This is a genomic window from Bacillus sp. 7_6_55CFAA_CT2 (genome assembly GCF_000238655.1).
Classification (GTDB): Bacteria; Bacillota; Bacilli; order Bacillales; family Bacillaceae_G; genus Bacillus_A; species Bacillus_A cereus.
The window spans coordinates 440153-461737 of the sequence record NZ_JH414710.1 but is presented as its reverse complement, the minus strand read 5'-3'; the positions used below and the strand labels follow the sequence as shown (position 1 = coordinate 461737).

Here is a 21585-nt window from a genome sequence, read left to right as displayed (position 1 = left end):
ACATTCTAAACGTTTTCATTTTTGAATAAGCTATAAAAAAGGTCATTTAGGGGGTTTATTTATGAAAAAATCTTATATTGCTCTTCTCTTTCTAGCTGTCATCGTTTCTTTTTTCTTGTACATCCTCTCTCTACTACAAGCTTTTCCTAAAATTATTGCCTTACCTCTTTTATTCGGAATCATCGTTATCACACTCTCTTATTTCAATTATAAAAAACGATTCAAAGGGTTTTAATTTCAAAAATCAGCCGTAAAGCTATCCTTTCAGTTAGAAAAAACAAAGGAATCCACCTTTCTCTTCAACAAATATCGACATTAAATCTATTCAACAAAAAAGACGAGGATACAATCCCTCGTCTTTTTTCATTACTTTTCTTCAAATAATAATGCTTCTAATTCATTTAATTTCTCTTCAAATACTTGTAGCGCCTCTTTTACTGGTTCAGGAGATGCCATATCTACTCCTGCTTTTTTCAGCACTTCAATTGGATAATCAGAGCTTCCTGCTTTTAAGAACTCGTTAATATAACGTTCTACTGCTGGTTGTCCTTCTTCTAAAATCTGTTTAGATAGAGCTGTCGCTGCACTAAATCCTGTTGCGTATTGATATACGTAATAGTTGTAGTAGAAGTGTGGAATACGAGACCATTCTAAACCAATCTCTTCGTCGATTACTAAAGCGTCACCGAAATATTTCTTATTTAAATCGTAGTAAATTTCCGTTAGCATGTCTGGCGTAACAGCATGTCCTTCTTGTACTTTCTTATGAATAATATGTTCAAACTCTGCAAACATCGTTTGACGGAATACAGTACCACGGAACCCTTCTAAATAATGATTTAATAAATATAGACGCTCTTTCTTATCTTCTGTCGTTTTTAATAAATAATCATTTAGAAGCGCTTCATTACAAGTAGATGCCACTTCTGCTACGAAGATGGAATAATCACCATATACGTGCGGTTGTGTTTTTCTTGTATAGTAACTATGCACCGAATGACCAAACTCATGAGCAAGTGTAAATAAATTATTTACATTATCATGCCAGTTCATTAAAATATACGGATTTGTTCCATATGCACCAGATGAATATGCACCGCTTCGTTTTCCTTTATTCTCATACACATCTACCCAGCGATTTTCATATGCCTCTTTCAAAATATCAACATATTCATCACCAAGTACGTTTAAAGATTTTAATAAAAGGTCTTGCGCTTCTTCGTATTTCACATTCATTTTCACTTCTGGTACAAGTGGTGTATATAAATCATACATATGAAGCTCATCAAGTCCTAGTGCACGCTTACGAATATCGATGTAACGGTGTAATAAATGTAAGTTGTCATTTACTGTTTCAACGAGTTGATCGTATACTGCTTCCGGAATATTATTATTGCTCAGTGCAGCTTGGCGAGCAGAATCATATTTACGAACACGCGCATTGAAATTATTACGTTTTACTGCTCCGCTTAACGTACTTGCGAATGTGTTTTTAAATTTTCCGTACGTTTCATATACAGCTTTAAATGCATCTTTGCGAACACGAGGATCATCACTTTCTAAAAACTGAATGTAACGGCCATGTGTAATTTCTATTTCTTCTCCGTCTTCCCCTTTAATAGATGGGAATTTTAAATCCGCGTTATTCAACATACCGAATGTATTGCTTGATGAACTCATTACTTCAGATGCTTCCGCTAATAAAGCTTCCTCAGCTTCTGATAAGACGTGCGGGCGTTGACGTGTAATTTCTTCTAATGCATGTTCATATACACTTAAATCTCTATTTTCCTTCAAGAATGTTTGCAGTGTATCTTCTGAAATCGATAAAATTTCAGGCACAATATACGCTGTGCTACTAGATACTTGTGAATATAAATTTGTTGCGCGATCATTTAATGCTTGATATACAGAGTTTGTTGTATCTTGATCGTAACGCATATGAGCATATGTATATAACTTACCTAATCGCATTGAAATTTCATCTTCATATTGCAATGCCTCAAGTAAATTGTCCGCAGAGTCACCAAGTTTCCCTTTAAATTCAGTTAACTTCGGCAATAGCTCTTTAATAGCTTGGAATTCTTTTTCCCATTCTGCGTCCGTTTGGAAGATATCTTCTAAGCGCCACGTACTTGCTTCTTCAATCTCGTTGCGATCTGGTAATGCTTTCGCTTTGTTTTGTTCAGACATTCTTTAAGCCCTCCTTTAAATATCTCTACTTAAGTACAATTCGTTTTTTTCTTATGTAATTCCTTCACAATCATTCTTTATTATATCCCCTTTTCCTGCTCTCATGTTAAAATTTGCCTCAAATAAAGATAGCGCATGTATTAAGCAAATCTCATCATGTTTCATAATTTCCTCCTCTGTTTTTAACACCACGACATCCCTTATTTTCCGGTACGTATAAGTTCCCGCTTTACGCAAAACACCTATATAGCATAAAAATGTCATATATTCAGTAACTGCCACTTTCCATATGTGCTTTGAAAAGTACGGAAGTATCCGCCTTTTCGTATACCTTTTTGCATAACTACACACGTATTGAAGAGAAATACACTCTCCCACTGCAAGCTCCCCTATACACTTCATATAGAGGAAAGCTTGCCATATAAATGGGTTTGTTTGTAAAGCAAATGCAGAAGGGAGTGGAACACCAATTTCAGAAGGAAAGCTTGCTGGAGTACATTTAAATTGATATAAGAGGCGTAATAATGACTTATAATTATAATTCCAAATCGGCAGGGCATTTTTGCGGAAGTAGTTCTTTCTCTTCTCCCACTCTTCACCCAATCTTTCTTTCTCGAAAGGAACGGGAGAAAAAAGCATTTCAAAAGTAGTCGTATCAGTTGGTAAATATATAGTATGTGAGAAAAAAACATTTGTAGAAAAGGGAGTGACAAATGCACATTTCATAAATGATTTTTGTTTCGGACAGAAGAAAATAAGAAGTGGCTGAGGATAAGATTGTAAGGAGAAAGCCATAAGTGAGGAAAATTTCATCCAATATGCAGATTGCTTTTTCAATTGATTTCCACCAACGATCCAAATGACCTGTATACCAGCTTGCCAATACGAATATGTTCTTTTGTACAACTGTTCTATAGCGAGGTTTGCACATTGGTATTCAATTGCAATTTTTCTGCCCGCCCTCTCTACAAAAACATCTGGTCGTTGCTTAATTTCTGGAAGGTAGTACTCTATATCCACCTGAAAGTTTTGACGCTTGAACCATCTATATAACAATTCTTTACCGTGCATATGATACGTTGATTCCGCTTCATAAAAGGCAAGACATGAATCCACTTTTTTATGAGCAAAATGCCAACTTTTTTGTTTCCCTAATTTCATTTGCACTTCCTTTCCACAAGCTACACAAAAGAATCGTTCTTGTTGACGCATACGGCGCAAAAGCTTTTCATTACAATTATAGAGTAAATGAATTTTCTCTCCGTTTTCTCTTTTAGCGATAAATATCGTAATCACACCCTTTCAGCTCCTTATATTCTACAATTTGTTACAAATTCCTTTTAAAAAAGAGATGTCCCAATTTCGGACATCTCTTTTTATAATAAAGGTGATAATAAGCGGTATGTTGATTCAACAATTCGTCTATGAAGACGTCTTTTATGAAAATGATCAACATGAATTTCACTTGATTCTTCTAAATCATCTTTAAAGTCTTGAACAAGTTTTCGAATGCTATCTGTATCATATAAAAAGGCATTTACTTCAAAATTCAAATGAAAACTTCTCATATCCATATTAGCTGTCCCAATTGAAGCTAAATCAGAATCGACGATGACAACTTTACTATGAAGAAAACCTTTTTCATATTCATATATCTTTACACCTGCATCTAAAAGCTCTGGGAAGTACGATCTCGATGCGTAAAAGACAGTCCGCTTATCCGGTTTACTCGGCATTAATAAACGAACATCAATACCAGCAAGTGCAGCAACCTTTAATGCGGATAAAATATCATCATCCGGAATAAAATACGGCGTTGCAATCCAAATAGATTTTCGAGCAGAAGCGATCATTGCAAAATATAAATGCTTAATCGTTTCCCACTTATTATCGGGGCCACCTGCAACTAGCTGCACTCCTCCCCAATGATCACCCTCAACTGCTTTTGCTTGTAAATATTCAGGGGCTAGCACAGCCTCACCAGTCATATAAAACCAATCTTGAAGGAAAATAAGCTGCAAACTTTGTACAGCTTCACCACGCAAATATAAATGTGTGTCTCGCCAAAAGCCGAAGTACTTATCCTTCCCTAAATATTCATCACCAATATTTAATCCACCTACAAAGCCTTCATTTCCATCAATAATAACGATTTTTCGATGATTTCGATAATTAATTTTATCGTTTAAAATCGGAAAGCGTACAGGGAAGAACGGAATCATTTCGACTCCTGCATCGTTTAATTCTTCAATATACGATTTTGATAATTTAAAACTTCCAACCGCATCATACAAAAAACGAACGACTACGCCCTCTTTCGATTTTTGTATTAAAATATCTTTAATTTCTGTTCCTAACTTATCATCACGCACAATGTAATATTCCATATGAATGTGATGTTTCGCTCGTTTTAACCCATTTAAAATAGCCCGAAACGTTTCATCTCCATTTGTTAATGTCCTCGTTTCAGTTTGAAATGAAATATTTAAAGCACCTAATCGATCCGCTAAACGAAATAACAGCTCTTGATGCTTATGATTGCGTAAAATCCGTTCTTCGTAATCTTCATGCCCCTTATATTGTAAAAACGCTTGTTCATCAAGTAACGCCTTCTTTTGGAACATTCTTTTTCTCCGAAAATTTTGTCCGAATAATAAATAAGCGAAGAATCCAAATACCGGAAAAATTCCTAAAACAATTAACCATGTAAGTGTTTTAGATGGATGTCGATTTTCTAAGAAAATAACGCAACCAATTAAAAACGCAGATACTGTAAATAAAATACTGATAATACCTAAAATCGAAACATCTTTTATCCCAATCACATCTGAATAAAATGCTACATCAATAAACATACGTAACGAAACAAATAATGCGAACAATAGCAGTATAAAGAAAATCAGCTTTAACGTATTTTTCATCTCTTACCTCCTAACTAAGAAAGCTTTCCTATTCTTCATATAAAAAGCCGATTTCATACTACAGAAATCGGCCTACGTTTTAGCAGGAAAATTATTGCGAATCGTTTCAAGAGCATGCTCTTTCACAATTTGTTTTCCATACTCACTTACACGATGAATTGTTAAAGTTGATTCTTCCCCATATTCTAAAATAATACTTAAAATACGATCGATTTCTTCTTCATCATGTAGCACTTCATCGAATTCCACATATACATAATAGCGGTTCTCAAATGAATACAGCTCATCTTTTATATCTTCAAAGATAAGACGATGACTTAATGAAATGACATCTTCAAAATCATTAAACTTAATTAAAAAGCCAAACGTACCATCTTCATTAAAGTTTGTTCCTGTTTGTTCTTCTACCTCTTCGACTAATTCTTGTTGGAATAATGATTCGATGCCTTCATCTAGAGGAATATCTATAATTTTGTCTACCCCTATCGGTAGTTCCAGCTTTTGCCCGTCTTTTGAAAGCTCTGCTTTCGTGACAAGTACTTCAATCCCTTTATCGACTGCTTGCACTTGAATCCATAACGGTCCATCAATAAAGAAATCGTCATGATCACGAGCTTCGTCCATCATCTCCCAAAAGAGCTCTTCACTTCGTTCGCGATCATACCAAATCTCTTCACGATTAAATCCTCTATCCTCTATATCAATGTACGTAATAAAAAATTTCATCGTATGATCATTAATTCTTTCAATATCCAAAATACAACTCTCCCTTCCTGCTTAGAATTGTTATGAAGGGATTCCCCACTCATATGACAAATCAATAGATTCTTGTACTCTCATTTTATGATAAGATTCTCCAGAATGGAAATAAAATCGATTTATTTTACAAAAATAGTTATATGCCTATCTTTACTCGATCAACTACGTAAATATATTATTATAGCGATTTCTTACTTACAAAAAATTTGGACATACATTTCCACATTCCCCCGTACACTGTAATAAAGTGAAACTTCTATTAGAAGAGATTATTTAACAACAACTTTCTTCATCACATACATATAGTTCGCTTATTAAAACATCATAAATGGAGGCAGACGAATGGACTTAGAGTTTTTAACATCCGTACTAATGATTGTCGGTATCGATGTTGTATTAGGTGGTGACAATGCAATCGTCATCGCACTAGCTAGCCGAAATTTACCTGAATCGAAACGAAATAAGGCTATTTTGATCGGTACTCTTTTAGCGATTGTACTAAGAATTGTCCTTACTATACTAGCTGTCTATTTACTCGACATTCCATTTCTACAATTGATTGGCGGGGTTTTACTTACATTAATTGCAGTCAATTTATTAACCGATAATAGCAACGATCTTTCTTCTATTCAAGGAAAAACAACTTTATTTCAAGCTGTGCGGACAATTGTTTTCGCGGATCTCGTTATGGGGTTTGATAATGTTATTGCCATTGCAGGTGCAGCTCACGGGAGATTTTTACTCGTCATAATCGGCTTACTCATTTCTATCCCGATTATTATTTGGGGCAGCAAACTTATTTTAATACTTATGGAGCGATTTCCATTCCTCATTTATTGCGGTGCAGCAATTCTTGCCTATACTGCAGGAAAAATGGTTACACATGAAGACAGACTTGCAACCTTTTTTCATAACAATCCAAGTTTCACTGCAAGCATTCCTTATTTGTTCATTTTCACTATTTTATGCATCGGCTTTATTGTACAACAAGTTCGATTACGCAATGTGAAACATTAAAAAAAACCTTCTACTATATAATAGGTAGAAGGTTTTCATATTATTATAATTAATTTACAAGACGTTGTGCTTCACGTAATTGGAACGTTCTTACTGTACGTGGTAAGAAACGACGAATTTCGTCTTCGTTGTAACCAACTTGAAGGCGTTTCTCGTCAATCATAATTGGACGACGTAAAATCCCTGGATAGTCACGAATCATCTTATATAAATCTTGAAGTGGTAAAGACTCTAAGTTTACATTCAATTCTTGGAAAACTTTCGAACGAGTAGAAATAATCTCATCCGTTCCGCTTTCTGTCATACGTAAAATCTCTTTAATTTCCTCAATCGTTAATGGATCTGAGAAAATATTACGTTCTGTATAGGGAATATGATTTTCCTCTAGCCATAATTTCGCCTTTCTACAAGACGTACAGCTTGGAGAACTATATAATGTTACCATACAAAGCTCACTCTCCTTAAAGAGTACAAATTCTGTACTAAATACAGTTTTAATTTCTAACTTCAGCAATTTTTCGTGATAACTTGTCTTATTGAAAAGTACAAAAATCACATTTCATGTAAGCAACAACTTATAATAAACAACAATTACTTTTAATAAGTAACTTCTATAATCATTATACAATAGATTTTGCAAGAAATATACAGTAAATTTCCTGCTAGTTGAGAAAACTCTCCCGTGTATTTCACTGCTATGTAACATGATTACGCTCATTTCAGCTGTACTTTAACAATAACTTTCAACCCTTTTACTACTCACTTCCCATAGATTTTTCATATAATATATAGTTATTTATCTATAATCTTCCCTATGAAAAAGAGAACGTTTTCTTACTTTTTCTTGATAAATCAATTAAGAAATGTAAGACTATACAAATGAGAATAAAAAGGAACATTTGTTCTTATTTTAACAAATATCCTCCCTCCTGTCTACATGATTTCTAAAGTAAATTAAATATTTTTCTGACATTTCTTTCTTTTTCATTTTTTATCTCATACAATAAACATACAGACAGGCAAAGGGGGAGTTTTCAAATGATTGCTTTTTTTATTGATTTTATTACGGTTGCTGCCCTCATCATCGGAATAACAGCATTGATTGGTGTCATTACAAATAGCATCGGCGAAAAGCTCTTTGGTGGAAAAGAAAAAATGAAGTTTGTTAACAAAAGTTTGGATGTACAATCTGGCTGGAACCAAGTTGGCGGAAAAGGCATTTATAAGAAACGAACGTATTAAAAAAAGCAGGTGACCACCTGCTTTTTTTCTTATTTCTCTACTGACGCCCATTTAAAGCTTAAATCGCCGCCATATTTATGGTTATACATATTTTTAATTGAATCTCTTTGTAAATATGCTCTACCACGTTGATATACTGGAACGATCGCAGCATCATCAAGTAACATTTTTTCTGCTTCTAATAAGTTCTTCCAACGAGCATTTACATCGCTTCCATCTTTTTTCGCCTTCATAATGATTTCATCGTATTTTGGATTAGAGTACTTCATCTTATTTTGTGACCCATCTGTTACAAACATATCAAGATATGTAATTGGATCTGGGAAGTCCGCACTCCATCCAGAGAATGACATGACATAATCGCCCGCATCTTCTAATTTTAGTTTTTGTGCGAATGGTTGTTGTTTAATTTTTACTGTTAAACCTGGTAAATTCTTTTCTAATTCACCTTTTAAATATTCACCAGTTTTCTTTGATAACTCTACATCTTCATTTAATAATTCTAATTCGATTTCATTTTTACCAAGTTCTTTTTTACCAGCTTCCCAATATTTCTTCGCTTCTTTCACGTTTGGTTTTACAATATCCCCGTTTACAGCACGGAAATCTTTTTTATCTGGTCCTTTAATGAAGTTATCAGGAATTAATCCTGTCGCTGGCTTAGAACCGTTATTTAATAATGTATCCACGAATGGCTTACGGTCAAAAGCAAGTGAAATTGCTTTACGAATATTTTTATTTGCTAAAGCTGGATCTTTTTGATTTAAACGAAGGAAGAATACAGATGTATCTTCTACTGTTTGGAAATCTGGTTTTCCTTTATATTTATCAATAAACTCCGCTAATAACGACGCTCGATCAATTGCATTTGTTTCATATAAGTTAATTGGCGTAGATGTATCTTTTACAATATTAAAGTTTACTTCTTCAATCTTCACTTCTTTATTGTCCCAATATGACGCGCTCTTTGTCATTTTAAAGCTACGTTCATGTTGCCAATCACTTAATGTAAATGGCCCGTTATAAAGCGTTGTATTCGCTTCCAAACCAAACTTCGTACCTTGCTCTTTCACAAACTTTTCATTCACAGGATAGAAGATTGGATATACCATTAAATCTACAAGGTATGGAATTGAATTATCTAATTCCACTTCTAATGTATAATCATCAATCGCCTTTACCCCTAATTGATCCGGACTCATCTCTTTTTTATTAATTTTCTCTGCATTTTTTATATCATACATAATGTACGCTGATTTCGCAGCTGTATCTGGGTTAATCGCTCTTTGCCATGCATATACGAAATCTTTTGCCGTCACAGGCTCACCATTTGACCATTTTGCGTCTTCACGTAATTTAAATGTATATTTTTTACCATCTTCTGATTTTTTGAATTCCTTCGCTACACCAGGAACTAGCTTATCATCTTTTCCTAAACTGTATAAGCCTTCCATCGTATTAGTCATTACTCTTGAAGAAACTGCATCAGCTGATAACGCTGGATCCATCGTTGGAATTTCTTGTGTTTCAATTAAGTTAATAACTTGCTTCGCGCCGCTTTTTCCGCTATCCCCTTTAGCGTTTGCTTGCGATTCATCTTTTTGATAGCTACATGCCCCTAACATCATGCTCATCGCTACTGTTGATGCTACAAAAACTGGTATCTTTTTTTCATACTTCCACCCTCCAAAAAAATGTTAACCCTTTCATTTTCAAACAAAAAGAAATATATATATGTTCTAATAATTCATATTATACACACAAATATATTTTTTGTATATTTATATTTCTATTTCATTAAAATTTTTCGTTAAAAAATATACCTTTGTAAACGTTTCATATTGCTGATTATTCATACTAAAGTGTTAAAAATAATATTTTTTATATTTTTCTAAATTATCAGAGAAAAATGAATTTTATATCTCATAATACTTTATGTATAATTATCCTTTTGTTTTTATCATAAAATAGCACTCTCTTCATAATAAAAATATGTAGGCTAAAATGAGTGCAAAGGTTAAGAAAGTATGTTACGATACATTTTGCTAAAAATAGATATCGGTAAAGAGGGGACGGACATGGCAGCAATTCAGGCAAAAAACGGGCCTACTGAGAAATTAAGTTTATTCTTATTAACATGGCCTATTTTTCTAGAAGTTTTTCTTTTTATGTTAATGGGGATCGCTGATACTTTCATGTTAAGTGCATTATCAGACGATGCTGTATCTGGGGTTGGTGCAGCGAATCAATATCTTCATATTGCGATTTTGGTATTAGAAGTCATCGGGAACGGCGCTGCTATCGTTGTATCTCAATACCTCGGTTCCAAACGCTTTATGGAAGCATCTAAAATATCAGCATTAGCCGTCACATTAAATTTAATAGTTGGGCTCGTTATAAGCGCTGGTTTTCTTTTATTTTCGAAACATATGATGCTCGCAATGAACTTACAAGGCGATGTACTAACGTATGCGCAAAACTACTTATCTATCGTCGGAGGAGCCATCTTCCTACAAGCTATTATTAACTCATTAGCCGCAATTATCCGTGTACACGGTTTTACAAAGCAAGCGATGTTTATTTCACTCGGAATGAATATGATTCATATCGCTGGAAACTACGTACTCATTTTCGGGAAATTTGGTTTCCCTGAGCTCGGTGTACAAGGGGCTGCAATTTCTTCCGCTATCAGTCGATTGATCGCACTTATTGTTTTCTTCTGGTTACTATACCGCGTTATGGAATATCGTGTGAAATTACAATATTACTTCACTTTATCCAAAGAATACATTGGGAAAATTTTAAAAATTGGCATTCCATCTGCATTTGAACAAGTGATGTATCAAGCTTGTCAAATCGTCTTCCTTTATTACGCAACGTACTTAGGAACGGAATCATTAGCTGCTAGACAATACGCTACTAACATTTCCATGTTCACTTATTTATTTGCAATTGCAATTGGTATGGGAACAGCCATTATTATTGGCCGCCTCGTTGGTGGTGGCGAAAAAGATGAAGCATACGAACGCTTATGGAAAAGTGTAAAATGGGCAATTGGTGTAACTTTATGTATGGTCGCTCTCGTTATTACATTCCGTACACAATTAATGGGACTGTTTACAGATAATCCGCACATTATCGGGTTAGGCGCAAGTGTTCTTTTACTAAGTGTACTACTTGAAACGGGACGTACGATGAACATCGTCATCATTAATTCGCTTCGTGCAGCTGGTGATGCAAAATATCCTGTTTTAATCGGTGCATTCTCTATGGTGTTAATGAGTTTACCACTAGGTTACTTTTTCGCCTTTCATTTAGATATGGGGCTCGTTGGTATTTGGCTAGCAATCGCCATCGACGAATGGACACGTGCCATTATTATGTTCTTCCGCTGGAAAAGTAGAGCATGGGAGCGTTATGCGCTTGTTAAACCTGAAGAACAAGAGGAGAATGTTTCTGTTCAAGTTCAGTAATTTTGCATATGGATATCACTAATGATACATGAGATTTATATCGGCGATTCTTTAAATATATCGACTGACCGACAAATGTATACAATTCTTTTATATAGTAGAAAAAGAGCCATCCTTCCATAACAGAAGAATGGCTCTTTTTCTTATTGATAAATCTCTTTATATTTCTTGTACTCCGCTTCCGAACATAGTACGAAATGTCCTGGGCGAATTTCACGCATTGTTGGTGCTTCACTACCATAATTATGCTGTGATGGATCATATACGATACGTTTACGATTGCGCTCATAATCTGGATCTGGAAGTGGAATCGCTGATAATAGTGATTTCGTATATGGATGAATTGGATTCGCATATAATTCATCACTTGTTGTTAACTCAACGATTTGGCCACGGTACATTACACCAATACGGTCACTAATGTATTTTACCATTGATAAATCATGGGCGATGAATAAGTATGTTAAACCTTTTTCTTTTTGTAACTTTTTCAGTAAGTTTACAACTTGCGCCTGAATCGATACGTCAAGTGCTGAGATCGGCTCATCGGCAATGATAAATTCTGGGTCTACAGCAAGCGCTCGAGCGATACCGATACGCTGACGTTGTCCACCTGAGAATTCGTGTGGGAAACGGTTTGCGTGCTCTTTATTTAAACCAACTGTGTTTAATAGTTCATGAACACGGTCCATGCGCTCTTTTTTACTTTTCGCTAGTCCGTGAATATCGATACCTTCTGCAATAATATCCCCTACTGTCATACGAGGGTTTAATGATGCATATGGATCTTGGAAAATCATTTGCATTTTACGGTTGAATTTCTTCAGCTCTGCGCGTGATTTTTTACCATGTACATTTTCACCATCGAATAACACTTCACCAGCAGTTGCATCATATAAACGAATAATCGTTCTTCCAGTTGTCGATTTACCACAACCTGATTCTCCTACAAGACCAAATGTTTCTCCGCGGTAAATATCAAATGAAATATCATTAACCGCTTTGACAACACCACCACTCACGTCGAAGTGCTGCTTTACATTTTTTACTTCAATTAATTTCTCACGTTGTTTAGTCATGTTGTTCACCTGCTTTCATTTGAAGAATGCGTTTTTCAACGACTGCCGGCGGTTTTACTTCTGGAGCTTGCTCGTGAAGTAACCAAGTTGCCGCATAGTGCGTATCACTTACTTTAAATAAAGGTGGGTCCATTTCAAAATCAATTTTCAGTGCCTGTGGGTTACGTGGTGCAAAAGCATCTCCCTTTGGCGGCTTCAATAAATCTGGAGGTGTTCCAGGGATTGCATATAACTCTTCTTCTGAACCATCTAAACTTGGCATAGATGCGATTAAACCCCAAGTATATGGATGTTTCGGATTGTAGAAAATTTCATCTACAGTTCCAATTTCAACAACTTTACCAGCGTACATAACTGCCACTCGGTCCGCAACGTTTGCTACTACACCTAAGTCATGCGTAATGAAAATGATTGCTGCTTCTGTTTTTTGCTGAATGTCTTTCATAAGTTCTAAAATTTGCGCCTGAATCGTAACGTCTAGCGCTGTTGTCGGCTCATCGGCAATTAATAATTTCGGGTTACAAGCTAACGCCATCGCAATAACTACACGCTGTCTCATACCACCTGAGAATTGGTGAGGATATTGTTTTAAACGAGCTTCTGGATTTGGAATACCTACAAGGTCAATTAACTCTAAAGCAACTTTACGTGCATCTGCTTTACTCATCCCTTGGTGTTTAATTAGACCTTCCATAATTTGATTTCCAATTGTCATCGTTGGGTTTAATGATGTCATTGGATCTTGGAAAATCATCGCAATATCTTTACCGCGTACTTGCTGCATTTCTTTTTCTGTTAATTTTGTTAAGTCACGACCTTCAAATACGATTTCACCATTTTTAATGCGTCCAGGAGGATTCGGAATTAATCCCATTAACGCTTTAGAAGTAACTGATTTCCCTGAACCAGATTCTCCTACAATCGCCAATGTTTCTCCTTTTTTCAAATCAAAAGTAACGCCGCGTACAGCTTGTACTTCACCTGCATGTGTATCAAAGGAGACTTGTAAATCTTTTACCTCTAACAATGTTTTCATCTTTGCCTCTCCCCTCTTTTACTTACGCATTTTTGGATCTAACGCGTCGCGTAATCCGTCTGCCATTAAGTTAAACGCTAAAATTAATATACTGATGACAACCGCAGGGATGAACATCATATGCGGATACGTTTGAATAGATTTATAACCATCATTTACAAGAGAACCTAGTGACGCAAATGGTGGCTGAATTCCTAAACCGATGAAACTTAAGAACGCTTCACCAAACACCGCTGATGGAATTGTAAACATCGTCATTACGATAATAGGTCCCATTACGTTTGGAATTAAATGTTTCACAATTAATTGTGTATTTGTTGCACCTAATGTACGAGATGCTAATACATATTCTTGGTTTTTTAACTTTAAGATTTGTCCACGAACAATACGCGACATCCCTATCCAACCTGTAATCGCCATCGCAAGTGTAATTGACCAAATACCAGATCCCATAATGATTACCATTAAAATAACGATGATTAAGTATGGAATACCGTTAATAATCTCCATAATACGTTGCATAATGTTATCTACTCTACCGCCGTAGAATGCTGAAATACCTCCGTATGCAACCCCAATTACTAAGTCAATTGCTGCCGCTAAAAGAGCGATATATAATGATACGCGTGTACCTTCCCATGTTCTTGTCCATAAGTCACGGCCAAGGTCATCTGTACCAAACCAGAAGTACTCTTTAATATCACGTTTTTCATATTGGTCAACACCATATTGATCTGTACCGTCAAATGGTAACCAATGAACATTTTCAATAACTGGAATTTTTGGTGGTAATTTCGCACGACCTAAATCTTGCTCTTTATACGAGTGTTTACTTACCATCGGTCCAAAAATCGCTAATAGCGCAATGATAACTAACAATACAAGGCCAAGCATCGCACCTTTATGTTGGAATAAACGTCTTCTTACATCTTGCCAAAACGTTAAGCTTGGACGGGCAATGACTTCATTATCAACATTATTTTGATTGGCTTGTTGAAATAAATCTGGAGATAATTTTTGTACATCTTTCATCATTTTTTCCCTCCCGCTAAACGAATACGAGGATCAATAATTCCGTATAAAATATCGACAATGAAAATAACTAAAATGAAGATCGCACTATAGAAAATCGTAGTTCCCATAATAACTGTATAGTCATTTAAAGTAATCGATTTAACGAATTGTTCCCCAAGTCCTGGTACAGCATAAATTTGCTCGATAACAAGTGTTCCTGTAATTAATGCCGCAACCATTGGTCCTAAAATTGTTACAACTGGAATTAACGCGTTACGAAGTGCATGTTTGACAATGATAACGCCTTGGCTAATTCCTTTCGCTTTCGCTGTTAAAATGTAATCGGCTTGCATAACTTCAATTAATTCTGCACGAGAGAAACGTGCGATTGTCGCGATAACTCCCATCGATAATGCAATTGTAGGCATTACAGTAAACTCTGGTCCTTTCCAGAATGCTACTGGGAACCAGCCTAGTTTTACCCCTACGAAATATTGCAGTAATGCGGCGAATACGAATGATGGTACCGACATTCCGAGTACCGAAATAACTGTTGCACTATAATCTACCCACGTATTATTACGAAGTGCGGCAACAATACCTAAAATTAAACCGATAAATGTTCCTAATATAATCGCTTGTAAACCTAATTGGGCTGATGGTCCAATACGATCCACAATCATGTCTGTTACTGGGCGGTTATCATATTGGAATGATACCCCTAAATCACCTTTTGCTAAGTTACCTAAGTAACGTGCATATTGAACTGGTACCGGATCATTCAATCCGTATTTTTCAAGAATGATTTCTTTTTGTGCCGGTGATAGCTTCTCCTGGTTTTTAAGCGGAGAACCCGGAAGTAATTTCATCAAAAAGAAAGTCATTGTAGTAATTAAAAATAATGTCAAAGCCATGTACACGAAACGTTTTAATACATAACGTCCCATAGTCAAGCACCTCCCCGTTTTTCTCAAAAGCAATAAGATAGTTTAAAATATTCTTACTTTTATTTTTTTAAAATAAGAGCATATGCCCATCATAGGCATATACCCTTGTAAACGATGGAAAAAAAAGATTATTTTTGTTCAACAGATGCCCATTTGTAAGTTAATTTACCACCATAGTTAATTGGGATAATATCTTTTACGGCACCTTTTACTACATACGCTGAACCTTTTTGGAAGATTGGAGTGATAACTGCATCCTCTTTAATTAACATCTTCTCTACTTCTAGAAGGTTGTCCCAGCGAGCTTGTAAATCTTTTGTATCTGTTTTAGCTTTTAGGATTAACTCATCATATTTCTGATTAGAATACCCTGTTTTATTTTGAGAACCATTCGTAACAAACATATCTAAATATGAGATTGGATCTGGGAAATCTGGTCCCCAAATACCAAACGCAATATCATATTGCTGAGAATCTTCTAATTTATTTTTTTGTTGCGAATGGTTGCTGTTTAATTTTAATTGATAAACCTGGTAAGTTCTTTTCCATCTCACCTTTTAAGAATTCCCCAACTTTTTTAGCATCTTCATTATCAAAGTTTAAGAATTCTAGTTCGATTTTATCAGTTCCAAGCTCTTTCTTCGCTGTTTCCCAAAGCTTTTTTGCTTCTTTTGGATTTGTTTCAACTAGCTTTCCATTTTCAGCTCGGAAATCTTTTTTATTTGGACCTTCAGCGAAATCTTTTCCAACAAATCCGTAAGCTCCAATTGCGCCGTTATTTAAAATAACTTTTGCAATGTTATCACGGTCAAAGGACATTGAAATTGCTTTTCTTAAGTTTTTATTACTTAAGTACTGATTACTTTGATTAAATCTTAAGTAAGCAACCCCTGCCTCTTTTCTTGTTTGGAACTCTGGGCTTTTTCTAAACTTATCAACAAATTCAGACGTTAAAGCCGCTCGATCAATCGCGTTTGTCTCATATAAATTTACATCAGTTGCTGTATTTTTTACAATATTAAAGTTGATTTCTTCGATTTTAACCGTTTTATTATCCCAATATGAAGGATTCTTCTTGAATTGGAAACTTTGTTCATGTTTCCAATCACTCATAACGAATGGACCGTTATATAATGTTGTATTTGCCTCTAAACCAAATTTGTCACCTTGTGCTTTTACAAAGTTTTCATTTAGTGGGTAAAATACTGGATAAACTGTTAAATCGATAAAGTAAGGAACGGGATTGTCTAATTCTACTTCTAGTGTATAATCATCAATCGCTTTTACACCTAATTGGTCAGCAGGTAATTCTTTTTTATGAATTTTCTCTGCATTTTTAATATCGAACATAATGTATGAATACGTTGCTTTTGTATCTGGATTTACTGCTCTTTTCCATGAATACACAAAGTCTTTAGCTGTTACAGGTTCCCCATTCGACCATTTCGCATCTCTTCTTAATTTAAATATGTATTTCTTCCCATCATCTAGCTTTTCGACATCTTCTGCAACTCCAGGCATTCTCTTTTGATCTTTGCCAATACGATATAAACCTTCCATCGTATTATTTAATGCTGTAGAAGATGAAGAATCCGATGCTAATGATGCATCCATTGACGGAATTTCAGATAACTCTGTTAAATTAAGAATCTGTTTTCCGTTACTACTACTCGTAGCGTTCTCTTTCCCTTTTGCTTTTGCGTCATCTTTTTGGTAGCTACACGCGCTAAGCAACATACTTGCAGTTAAAGTTGATGCAAGTAATAACGGTATCTTTTTCTTCATGTTGTGTTGCCTCCCCTAATTGCACTTCCTGTACCCTCACTTGTTAAAAAGTAGAATTGAAAGAATAATCTCCAAGTTTCTACAATTTTCATTATACATATAATATAACAATTGTGAATATAGTTTTTTGTTTTTTGTTAAAATTTTTAATAAAATATTTATATTTTTAATTTTTCGTAAAGGGATACATTAACATTGCTACCATCATCTTAAAATCAGACCTTTAATTGCGTATAATTTTCAAAAAATTAATCCTAGTACTTATTATAGCTTTTATAGTATAATAATTCTAGTAATATTTTGACGGAGGGGAATATTTTGAATAAAGTTTTTTTCATACTTGTATACTAATTTTTATAGCGATGATTGCTTCTAGTATTGGTGCATTCCTCATTTCATCTCAATTTTTGTTGAACTTTGTCAACATTTTGTTTTATATTGCACTGTTTTTTATTCTTATCGGCGGTTTTTTATACATATTTCAAAATGGTTTTTTCAATGTAACCATTTACGCATTCCAAAGAGTATTTGGTACGAACAAAAAGATTGACTCTTTAATTGAAGAAGTCGAGGAACCTACAGATAAGAAAGAACGTATTTATAAAACATATTCATTCAAATGGACATATCCAATTTGTATTACAGGTATCTTCCTTGGGTTGTTCTCGACCCTCATTAGCTTTACTATTTTGATGTAGTTTGCAAACACTATCCCATATGATATAATAATCAGCAAAACATTTTGTTATAAAACTTTAGTTCTTTCATATTAAAAGAGCTCAAGTAACAATAAATAAATTTATATGTATGCGATGATAAAGAAGAGTACATATTGAGGCAATTTCAGAGAGCTTGTGGTTGGTGTGAACAAGTAATTGTACAGTATGGAATGGGCTTTTGAGCACCAAACCGAACCGAAAGTAGTAGGCTTTGGCGTTATATCCTAACGTTATTATGGATTAGAGAGATTTCACAGTAGTGAAATAATTAGGGTGGTACCGCGGTCCATTCGTCCCTATAGTTTTTGGGATGAATGGGCTTTTTTGTTTGCCTTCTCTTCCCCCCATCACGCATTCAATTTTAGGAGGAATTACTTATGTCAGTTATCTTTTCTGGTATTCAGCCAAGTGGAACGATTACACTTGGAAACTATTTAGGCGCCATGAAGCAGTTTACAGAGCTTCAAAATGAACACGACTGTTATTTCTGTATTGTAAACCAACATGCGATTACAGTACCTCAAGATCCCGTCGGACTTCGTAAAAACATCCGCAGTCTTGCTGCACTTTATGTAGCATGCGGCATCGATCCTGAAAAAGCTACTTTATTTGTACAATCAGAAGTACCAGCACACGCTCAATTAGGATGGATCATGCAATCTGTTGCTTACGTTGGAGAATTAGAACGTATGACGCAATATAAAGATAAAGCTTCGGGTAGAGATTCAGTTCCAGCTGGATTACTTACGTATCCACCATTAATGGCTGCTGATATTTTACTTTACAACACTGAAATCGTACCAGTTGGTGATGACCAAAAGCAACATATGGAATTAACACGCGACCTAGCAGAGCGTTTCAACAAACGCTTCCGTGAAGTGTTCACAATTCCTGAAATTCGTATTCCAAAAGTAGGCGCTCGCGTTATGTCATTAACAGAACCTACGAAGAAAATGAGTAAATCTGATCCGAATCCAAAATCAATGATCAGTATGCTTGATGAACCAAAAACAATTGAAAAGAAAATTAAGAGTGCTGTTACTGACTCTGAAGGTATTGTGAAATTTGATAAAGAAAATAAACCTGGTATCTCTAACTTATTAACAATCTACTCTTCATTCTCTAGAAAAACAGTTGAAGAAATTGAAGCAATGTACGAGGGAAAAGGATACGGCGACTTCAAAGGCGACCTAGCGCAAGTAGTCGTAGAAGCAATTCGTCCAATCCAAGACAAATATAACGAACTAATCAACTCACCAGAACTAGACGAAATTCTAGACAAAGGTGCAGAAAAAGCAAACCGCGTTGCATTCAAACAACTACGCAAAGTAGAAAACGCAATGGGACTAAGCAGAAAACGTAGGTAACATATAAAGCGGAGGCGACTGCTTAGCCCTGACGGCTAAGGTTCTTTCCCACAGAAGGTGCTTTTTACCTTCTCGTGGGGAAGGTTCTTAGACGCGAAGGGCTAGGAGCCGGAGCTGGATTTCTACATAAAGCGGAAGCAGCTCGTTTAGAATGTGAGGGGGATGGAGCTCCTGACGCAGAGGCGCTTTTTGCCTCGCAGGAAGGCGCGAAGCCACCGAACATTCTTGCCGCTGGAGCTGGATTACTACAAAATTAAAAAACCGCCAATTGGCGGTTTTTTAATTTACCTTTTGCTCATTTTCCATTTCCCATAACTTTTCAAAAAAATGGCTGTCCTTTTACGAGACGCTCGCATAATTGTTCATGCTTATCAGACCAGCCTGTTTTCGCTTCATCATACAGCTTAACCCAAATATCTTCAAATTCCATATGTTGAACCATTCCATATGCTGATGGATCCCACTCTGTGAACCAATAGCGAATTTCTGCTGTATTTTTCGTTGTATGTAATTGATCTAACGCCATAAATAATAATTGTTTTAGCTGTCTTTCTTTACGAGTCAAGCCATTCATAATGAAAGGCGATGGTGATAAAATGTGATGTTCTTTTTCTGTTTCTTCTACTTGGAACTCATACTTTTCTGCTTGTACGTTTTCTACCATCTCATATACCATCTGTTCTTGGCGTGGTATAAGTCTGCTTTTGCGAATTGGTACATTGTAGCCAATTGTGTCAATCGCAATAATTCCTTTTCCATCTGTAACAACAAAGCAATACTCTTGCTGCAAACGTTCATGATTTTTACGAATATAAGCCTTATGATGTACGTCTTCCAGCATTTTTTGCGGAAGCTCTAACAATTCGTTCTCGATGTAATGATATAATGTGGCATCTACTTTTAATAATGGCACTTGATCTAATAGCTCAATCGTATCATCTTTCCGCCATTCGTAAAAATGACAAACGTTATACCCATTTTCTTCACCTTCAAACCAATTTACCCATACATCATGTAGATATAACATTCACTACCCCTCACTTCACTACTGTTTGTACCAATCATTATGTTCATTTTTGCTTAACTTTATTCCACTTTAGGAAATATATTCTAATTATTATTTTTTCTTCTATTAATATTAAAAAAACAGGAAATAGAAATCCTGTTTTTTTATATATGAAATGTACTTGCTTTATTCAATATTTCTTTTGCATCTATAGATAATAAAGAAAGTGTATCTTCTTCTTCCAAAGTTACACAATCTTTGACAATATGAAATCCAAGCGCATAGCCAAGCATCTTCGGATAAGAGTGAAAGCCATTTAATAAGATGTCATGTTCCCTTGTTCCTCGTTTTATACTTATTCTTTCATGTACAATATTTTTCCAATAATAAATAGCCTCTTCCTTTGAAAGATACGCCGTCCACGGTGCATTGTTTTTTTCTGTATACCTTTCTGTTACTGCTTGTTCAGCTAGCCCTTCCATAATCATCGTATCAAGTAATGTATATTCTGTTTCTTTCGTCTCAATTTGATGTAACCTGCATATGTGATGATATTCATGCGCTAATAACACTTTTAATTCTTCTACCGAATTCCGTCCACATACGAATAAGAAAATAACATGACGCATAGATAATCCAGCCCTACCGTTATACTCTTCTTGTACAGTTCGATTATAGGAATCTGATAATAAAATAAAGACAGGGACATCTGGACCTTTTAACCAGTTTTTCAGTTTATCATACTCCAGGCTCAATTCTTTCCAAATTTCCTTTTCCTCTAATTCTTTAATTTCCTTTTCTCCGCGCATGATCGGGCGATACATCCCTTTTGAAATTAAAAAGCGATACAACCTTTCTTTTGGCAACGGAATATACTTCGTAAATTTCTCACAAAGTTTTTCTGGCCGCCCATAATATAAATGTAGCCATTCAGCTGTTTCAACAATCCCCATCTTTATCCCTCCTTTTTCTTATGTATATGCTACAGGAGAAAAAGGCGTAAAAATAAATAAGGAGTTTTTTCGTC

Annotated in this window: 18 protein-coding genes, 2 pseudogenes and 1 other annotated feature; of the genes and pseudogenes, 7 read left to right on the top strand and 13 right to left on the bottom strand. The window is 35.3% G+C overall.

Annotation, left to right across the window (positions count from 1 at the left end; genetic code table 11):
• Positions 1 to 61: 61 nt before the first annotated feature.
• Positions 62 to 235 (top strand): hypothetical protein, encoded by a 174-nt coding sequence (locus HMPREF1014_RS31680; protein WP_000750355.1) that lies wholly within the window; start codon positions 62 to 64, stop codon positions 233 to 235.
• 131 nt (positions 236 to 366) lie between these two features.
• Here HMPREF1014_RS31680 and pepF read toward each other — a convergent pair whose 3' ends face one another.
• The 4 genes from pepF to mecA all read right to left on the bottom strand — a co-directional run bounded on the left by pepF (position 367) and on the right by mecA (position 5870).
• Entirely contained in the window at positions 367 to 2193 is a 1827-nt protein-coding gene (pepF, locus tag HMPREF1014_RS17965; RefSeq protein ID WP_000003348.1) for an oligoendopeptidase F, read from the bottom strand.
• Positions 2194 to 2244: 51 nt separating this feature from the next.
• Positions 2245 to 3489, bottom strand: a complete 1245-nt coding sequence (locus tag HMPREF1014_RS17960) for a competence protein CoiA (RefSeq protein WP_000628328.1) — start codon at positions 3487 to 3489, stop codon at positions 2245 to 2247.
• Between the two features lie 80 nt (positions 3490 to 3569).
• Positions 3570 to 5114, bottom strand: a complete 1545-nt coding sequence (locus HMPREF1014_RS17955) for a cardiolipin synthase (RefSeq protein WP_000799192.1) — start codon at positions 5112 to 5114, stop codon at positions 3570 to 3572.
• Between the two features lie 72 nt (positions 5115 to 5186).
• Entirely contained in the window at positions 5187 to 5870 is a 684-nt protein-coding gene (gene mecA / locus HMPREF1014_RS17950) for an adaptor protein MecA (RefSeq protein ID WP_000350716.1), read from the bottom strand.
• Between the two features lie 345 nt (positions 5871 to 6215).
• Here mecA and HMPREF1014_RS17945 point away from each other — a divergent pair, with 345 nt between their 5' ends.
• Positions 6216 to 6890 (top strand): TerC family protein, encoded by a 675-nt coding sequence (locus HMPREF1014_RS17945; RefSeq protein ID WP_000362615.1) that lies wholly within the window; start codon positions 6216 to 6218, stop codon positions 6888 to 6890.
• A 49-nt stretch (positions 6891 to 6939) separates the two neighbouring features.
• Here HMPREF1014_RS17945 and spx read toward each other — a convergent pair whose 3' ends face one another.
• Positions 6940 to 7335, bottom strand: a complete 396-nt coding sequence (gene spx, locus HMPREF1014_RS17940; RefSeq protein ID WP_000258267.1) for a transcriptional regulator Spx — start codon at positions 7333 to 7335, stop codon at positions 6940 to 6942.
• A gap of 593 nt (positions 7336 to 7928) precedes the next feature.
• On the opposite strand from spx, the gene HMPREF1014_RS17930 reads away from it, so the two are divergent.
• On the top strand, positions 7929 to 8132 hold the full coding sequence (locus tag HMPREF1014_RS17930; protein ID WP_000559971.1) for a hypothetical protein: 204 nt from the start codon (positions 7929 to 7931) through the stop codon (positions 8130 to 8132).
• A 29-nt stretch (positions 8133 to 8161) separates the two neighbouring features.
• Here HMPREF1014_RS17930 and HMPREF1014_RS17925 read toward each other — a convergent pair whose 3' ends face one another.
• The gene (locus HMPREF1014_RS17925) at positions 8162 to 9766 is read right to left on the bottom strand and encodes a peptide ABC transporter substrate-binding protein (RefSeq protein ID WP_050544207.1); all 1605 of its coding nucleotides are present in this window, start codon (positions 9764 to 9766) and stop codon (positions 8162 to 8164) included.
• Between the two features lie 393 nt (positions 9767 to 10159).
• Here HMPREF1014_RS17925 and HMPREF1014_RS17920 point away from each other — a divergent pair, with 393 nt between their 5' ends.
• Positions 10160 to 11605 (top strand): MATE family efflux transporter, encoded by a 1446-nt coding sequence (locus HMPREF1014_RS17920; protein WP_009327244.1) that lies wholly within the window; start codon positions 10160 to 10162, stop codon positions 11603 to 11605.
• Positions 11606 to 11748: 143 nt separating this feature from the next.
• Here the strand turns inward: HMPREF1014_RS17920 and HMPREF1014_RS17915 are convergent, their stop codons facing one another.
• The 5 genes and pseudogenes from HMPREF1014_RS17915 to HMPREF1014_RS17895 all read right to left on the bottom strand — a co-directional run bounded on the left by HMPREF1014_RS17915 (position 11749) and on the right by HMPREF1014_RS17895 (position 17466).
• Positions 11749 to 12684, bottom strand: a complete 936-nt coding sequence (locus tag HMPREF1014_RS17915) for an ABC transporter ATP-binding protein (RefSeq protein ID WP_000166348.1) — start codon at positions 12682 to 12684, stop codon at positions 11749 to 11751.
• Positions 12677 to 13720 carry an ABC transporter ATP-binding protein gene (locus HMPREF1014_RS17910; RefSeq protein ID WP_000854346.1) on the bottom strand — a complete coding sequence of 348 codons (1044 nt, stop codon included), beginning with the start codon at positions 13718 to 13720 and terminating at the stop codon, positions 12677 to 12679. Before HMPREF1014_RS17910 ends, HMPREF1014_RS17915 begins: the two co-directional genes overlap by 8 nt.
• Positions 13721 to 13738: 18 nt before the next feature.
• Complete coding sequence (gene opp3C / locus HMPREF1014_RS17905) at positions 13739 to 14755, bottom strand: oligopeptide ABC transporter permease (protein ID WP_000974106.1); 1017 nt, start codon at positions 14753 to 14755, stop codon at positions 13739 to 13741.
• A complete protein-coding gene (gene opp3b, locus HMPREF1014_RS17900) occupies positions 14752 to 15681 on the bottom strand; it encodes an oligopeptide ABC transporter permease (RefSeq protein WP_000534172.1) in 930 nt (309 codons plus the stop codon). Before opp3b ends, opp3C begins: the two co-directional genes overlap by 4 nt.
• Before the next feature lie 128 nt (positions 15682 to 15809).
• A pseudogene (locus HMPREF1014_RS17895) lies at positions 15810 to 17466 on the bottom strand (peptide ABC transporter substrate-binding protein).
• A 362-nt stretch (positions 17467 to 17828) separates the two neighbouring features.
• Here HMPREF1014_RS17895 and HMPREF1014_RS17890 point away from each other — a divergent pair.
• The 3 genes from HMPREF1014_RS17890 (at position 17829) to HMPREF1014_RS17880 (ending at position 19809) form a co-directional block, all read left to right on the top strand.
• Positions 17829 to 18164: a DUF3899 domain-containing protein gene (locus HMPREF1014_RS17890; protein WP_001999305.1), complete on the top strand. Its 336-nt coding sequence runs from the start codon at positions 17829 to 17831 to the stop codon at positions 18162 to 18164.
• A 105-nt stretch (positions 18165 to 18269) separates the two neighbouring features.
• Positions 18270 to 18486: a binding site (T-box leader), on the top strand.
• A 76-nt stretch (positions 18487 to 18562) separates the two neighbouring features.
• The gene (trpS, locus tag HMPREF1014_RS17885; RefSeq protein ID WP_000110987.1) at positions 18563 to 19552 is read left to right on the top strand and encodes a tryptophan--tRNA ligase; all 990 of its coding nucleotides are present in this window, start codon (positions 18563 to 18565) and stop codon (positions 19550 to 19552) included.
• A gap of 74 nt (positions 19553 to 19626) precedes the next feature.
• Positions 19627 to 19809, top strand: a complete 183-nt coding sequence (locus HMPREF1014_RS17880; RefSeq protein ID WP_000521147.1) for a hypothetical protein — start codon at positions 19627 to 19629, stop codon at positions 19807 to 19809.
• A 22-nt stretch (positions 19810 to 19831) separates the two neighbouring features.
• On the opposite strand, the pseudogene HMPREF1014_RS17875 reads toward HMPREF1014_RS17880, so the two are convergent.
• Positions 19832 to 20579, bottom strand: a pseudogene (locus HMPREF1014_RS17875) (YjbA family protein).
• A 143-nt stretch (positions 20580 to 20722) separates the two neighbouring features.
• Positions 20723 to 21511 (bottom strand): DUF2268 domain-containing putative Zn-dependent protease, encoded by a 789-nt coding sequence (locus HMPREF1014_RS17870; protein ID WP_000513274.1) that lies wholly within the window; start codon positions 21509 to 21511, stop codon positions 20723 to 20725.
• Positions 21512 to 21585: the final 74 nt, after the last annotated feature.

Excerpts from the sequence above, each read along its gene's own strand:
- HMPREF1014_RS31680 (WP_000750355.1), top strand. The coding sequence starts at position 62 with ATGAAAAAATCTTATATTGCTCTTCTCTTTCTAGCTGTCATCGTTTCT.
- pepF (WP_000003348.1), bottom strand. The coding sequence starts at position 2,193 with ATGTCTGAACAAAACAAAGCGAAAGCATTACCAGATCGCAACGAGATT.
- HMPREF1014_RS17955 (WP_000799192.1), bottom strand. The coding sequence starts at position 5,114 with ATGAAAAATACGTTAAAGCTGATTTTCTTTATACTGCTATTGTTCGCA.
- HMPREF1014_RS17945 (WP_000362615.1), top strand. The coding sequence starts at position 6,216 with ATGGACTTAGAGTTTTTAACATCCGTACTAATGATTGTCGGTATCGAT.
- spx (WP_000258267.1), bottom strand. The coding sequence starts at position 7,335 with ATGGTAACATTATATAGTTCTCCAAGCTGTACGTCTTGTAGAAAGGCG.
- HMPREF1014_RS17930 (WP_000559971.1), top strand. The coding sequence starts at position 7,929 with ATGATTGCTTTTTTTATTGATTTTATTACGGTTGCTGCCCTCATCATC.
- HMPREF1014_RS17925 (WP_050544207.1), bottom strand. The coding sequence starts at position 9,766 with ATGAGCATGATGTTAGGGGCATGTAGCTATCAAAAAGATGAATCGCAA.
- HMPREF1014_RS17920 (WP_009327244.1), top strand. The coding sequence starts at position 10,160 with ATGTTACGATACATTTTGCTAAAAATAGATATCGGTAAAGAGGGGACG.
- HMPREF1014_RS17915 (WP_000166348.1), bottom strand. The coding sequence starts at position 12,684 with ATGACTAAACAACGTGAGAAATTAATTGAAGTAAAAAATGTAAAGCAG.
- HMPREF1014_RS17910 (WP_000854346.1), bottom strand. The coding sequence starts at position 13,720 with ATGAAAACATTGTTAGAGGTAAAAGATTTACAAGTCTCCTTTGATACA.
- opp3C (WP_000974106.1), bottom strand. The coding sequence starts at position 14,755 with ATGATGAAAGATGTACAAAAATTATCTCCAGATTTATTTCAACAAGCC.
- opp3b (WP_000534172.1), bottom strand. The coding sequence starts at position 15,681 with ATGGGACGTTATGTATTAAAACGTTTCGTGTACATGGCTTTGACATTA.
- HMPREF1014_RS17890 (WP_001999305.1), top strand. The coding sequence starts at position 17,829 with ATGATTGCTTCTAGTATTGGTGCATTCCTCATTTCATCTCAATTTTTG.
- trpS (WP_000110987.1), top strand. The coding sequence starts at position 18,563 with ATGTCAGTTATCTTTTCTGGTATTCAGCCAAGTGGAACGATTACACTT.
- HMPREF1014_RS17870 (WP_000513274.1), bottom strand. The coding sequence starts at position 21,511 with ATGGGGATTGTTGAAACAGCTGAATGGCTACATTTATATTATGGGCGG.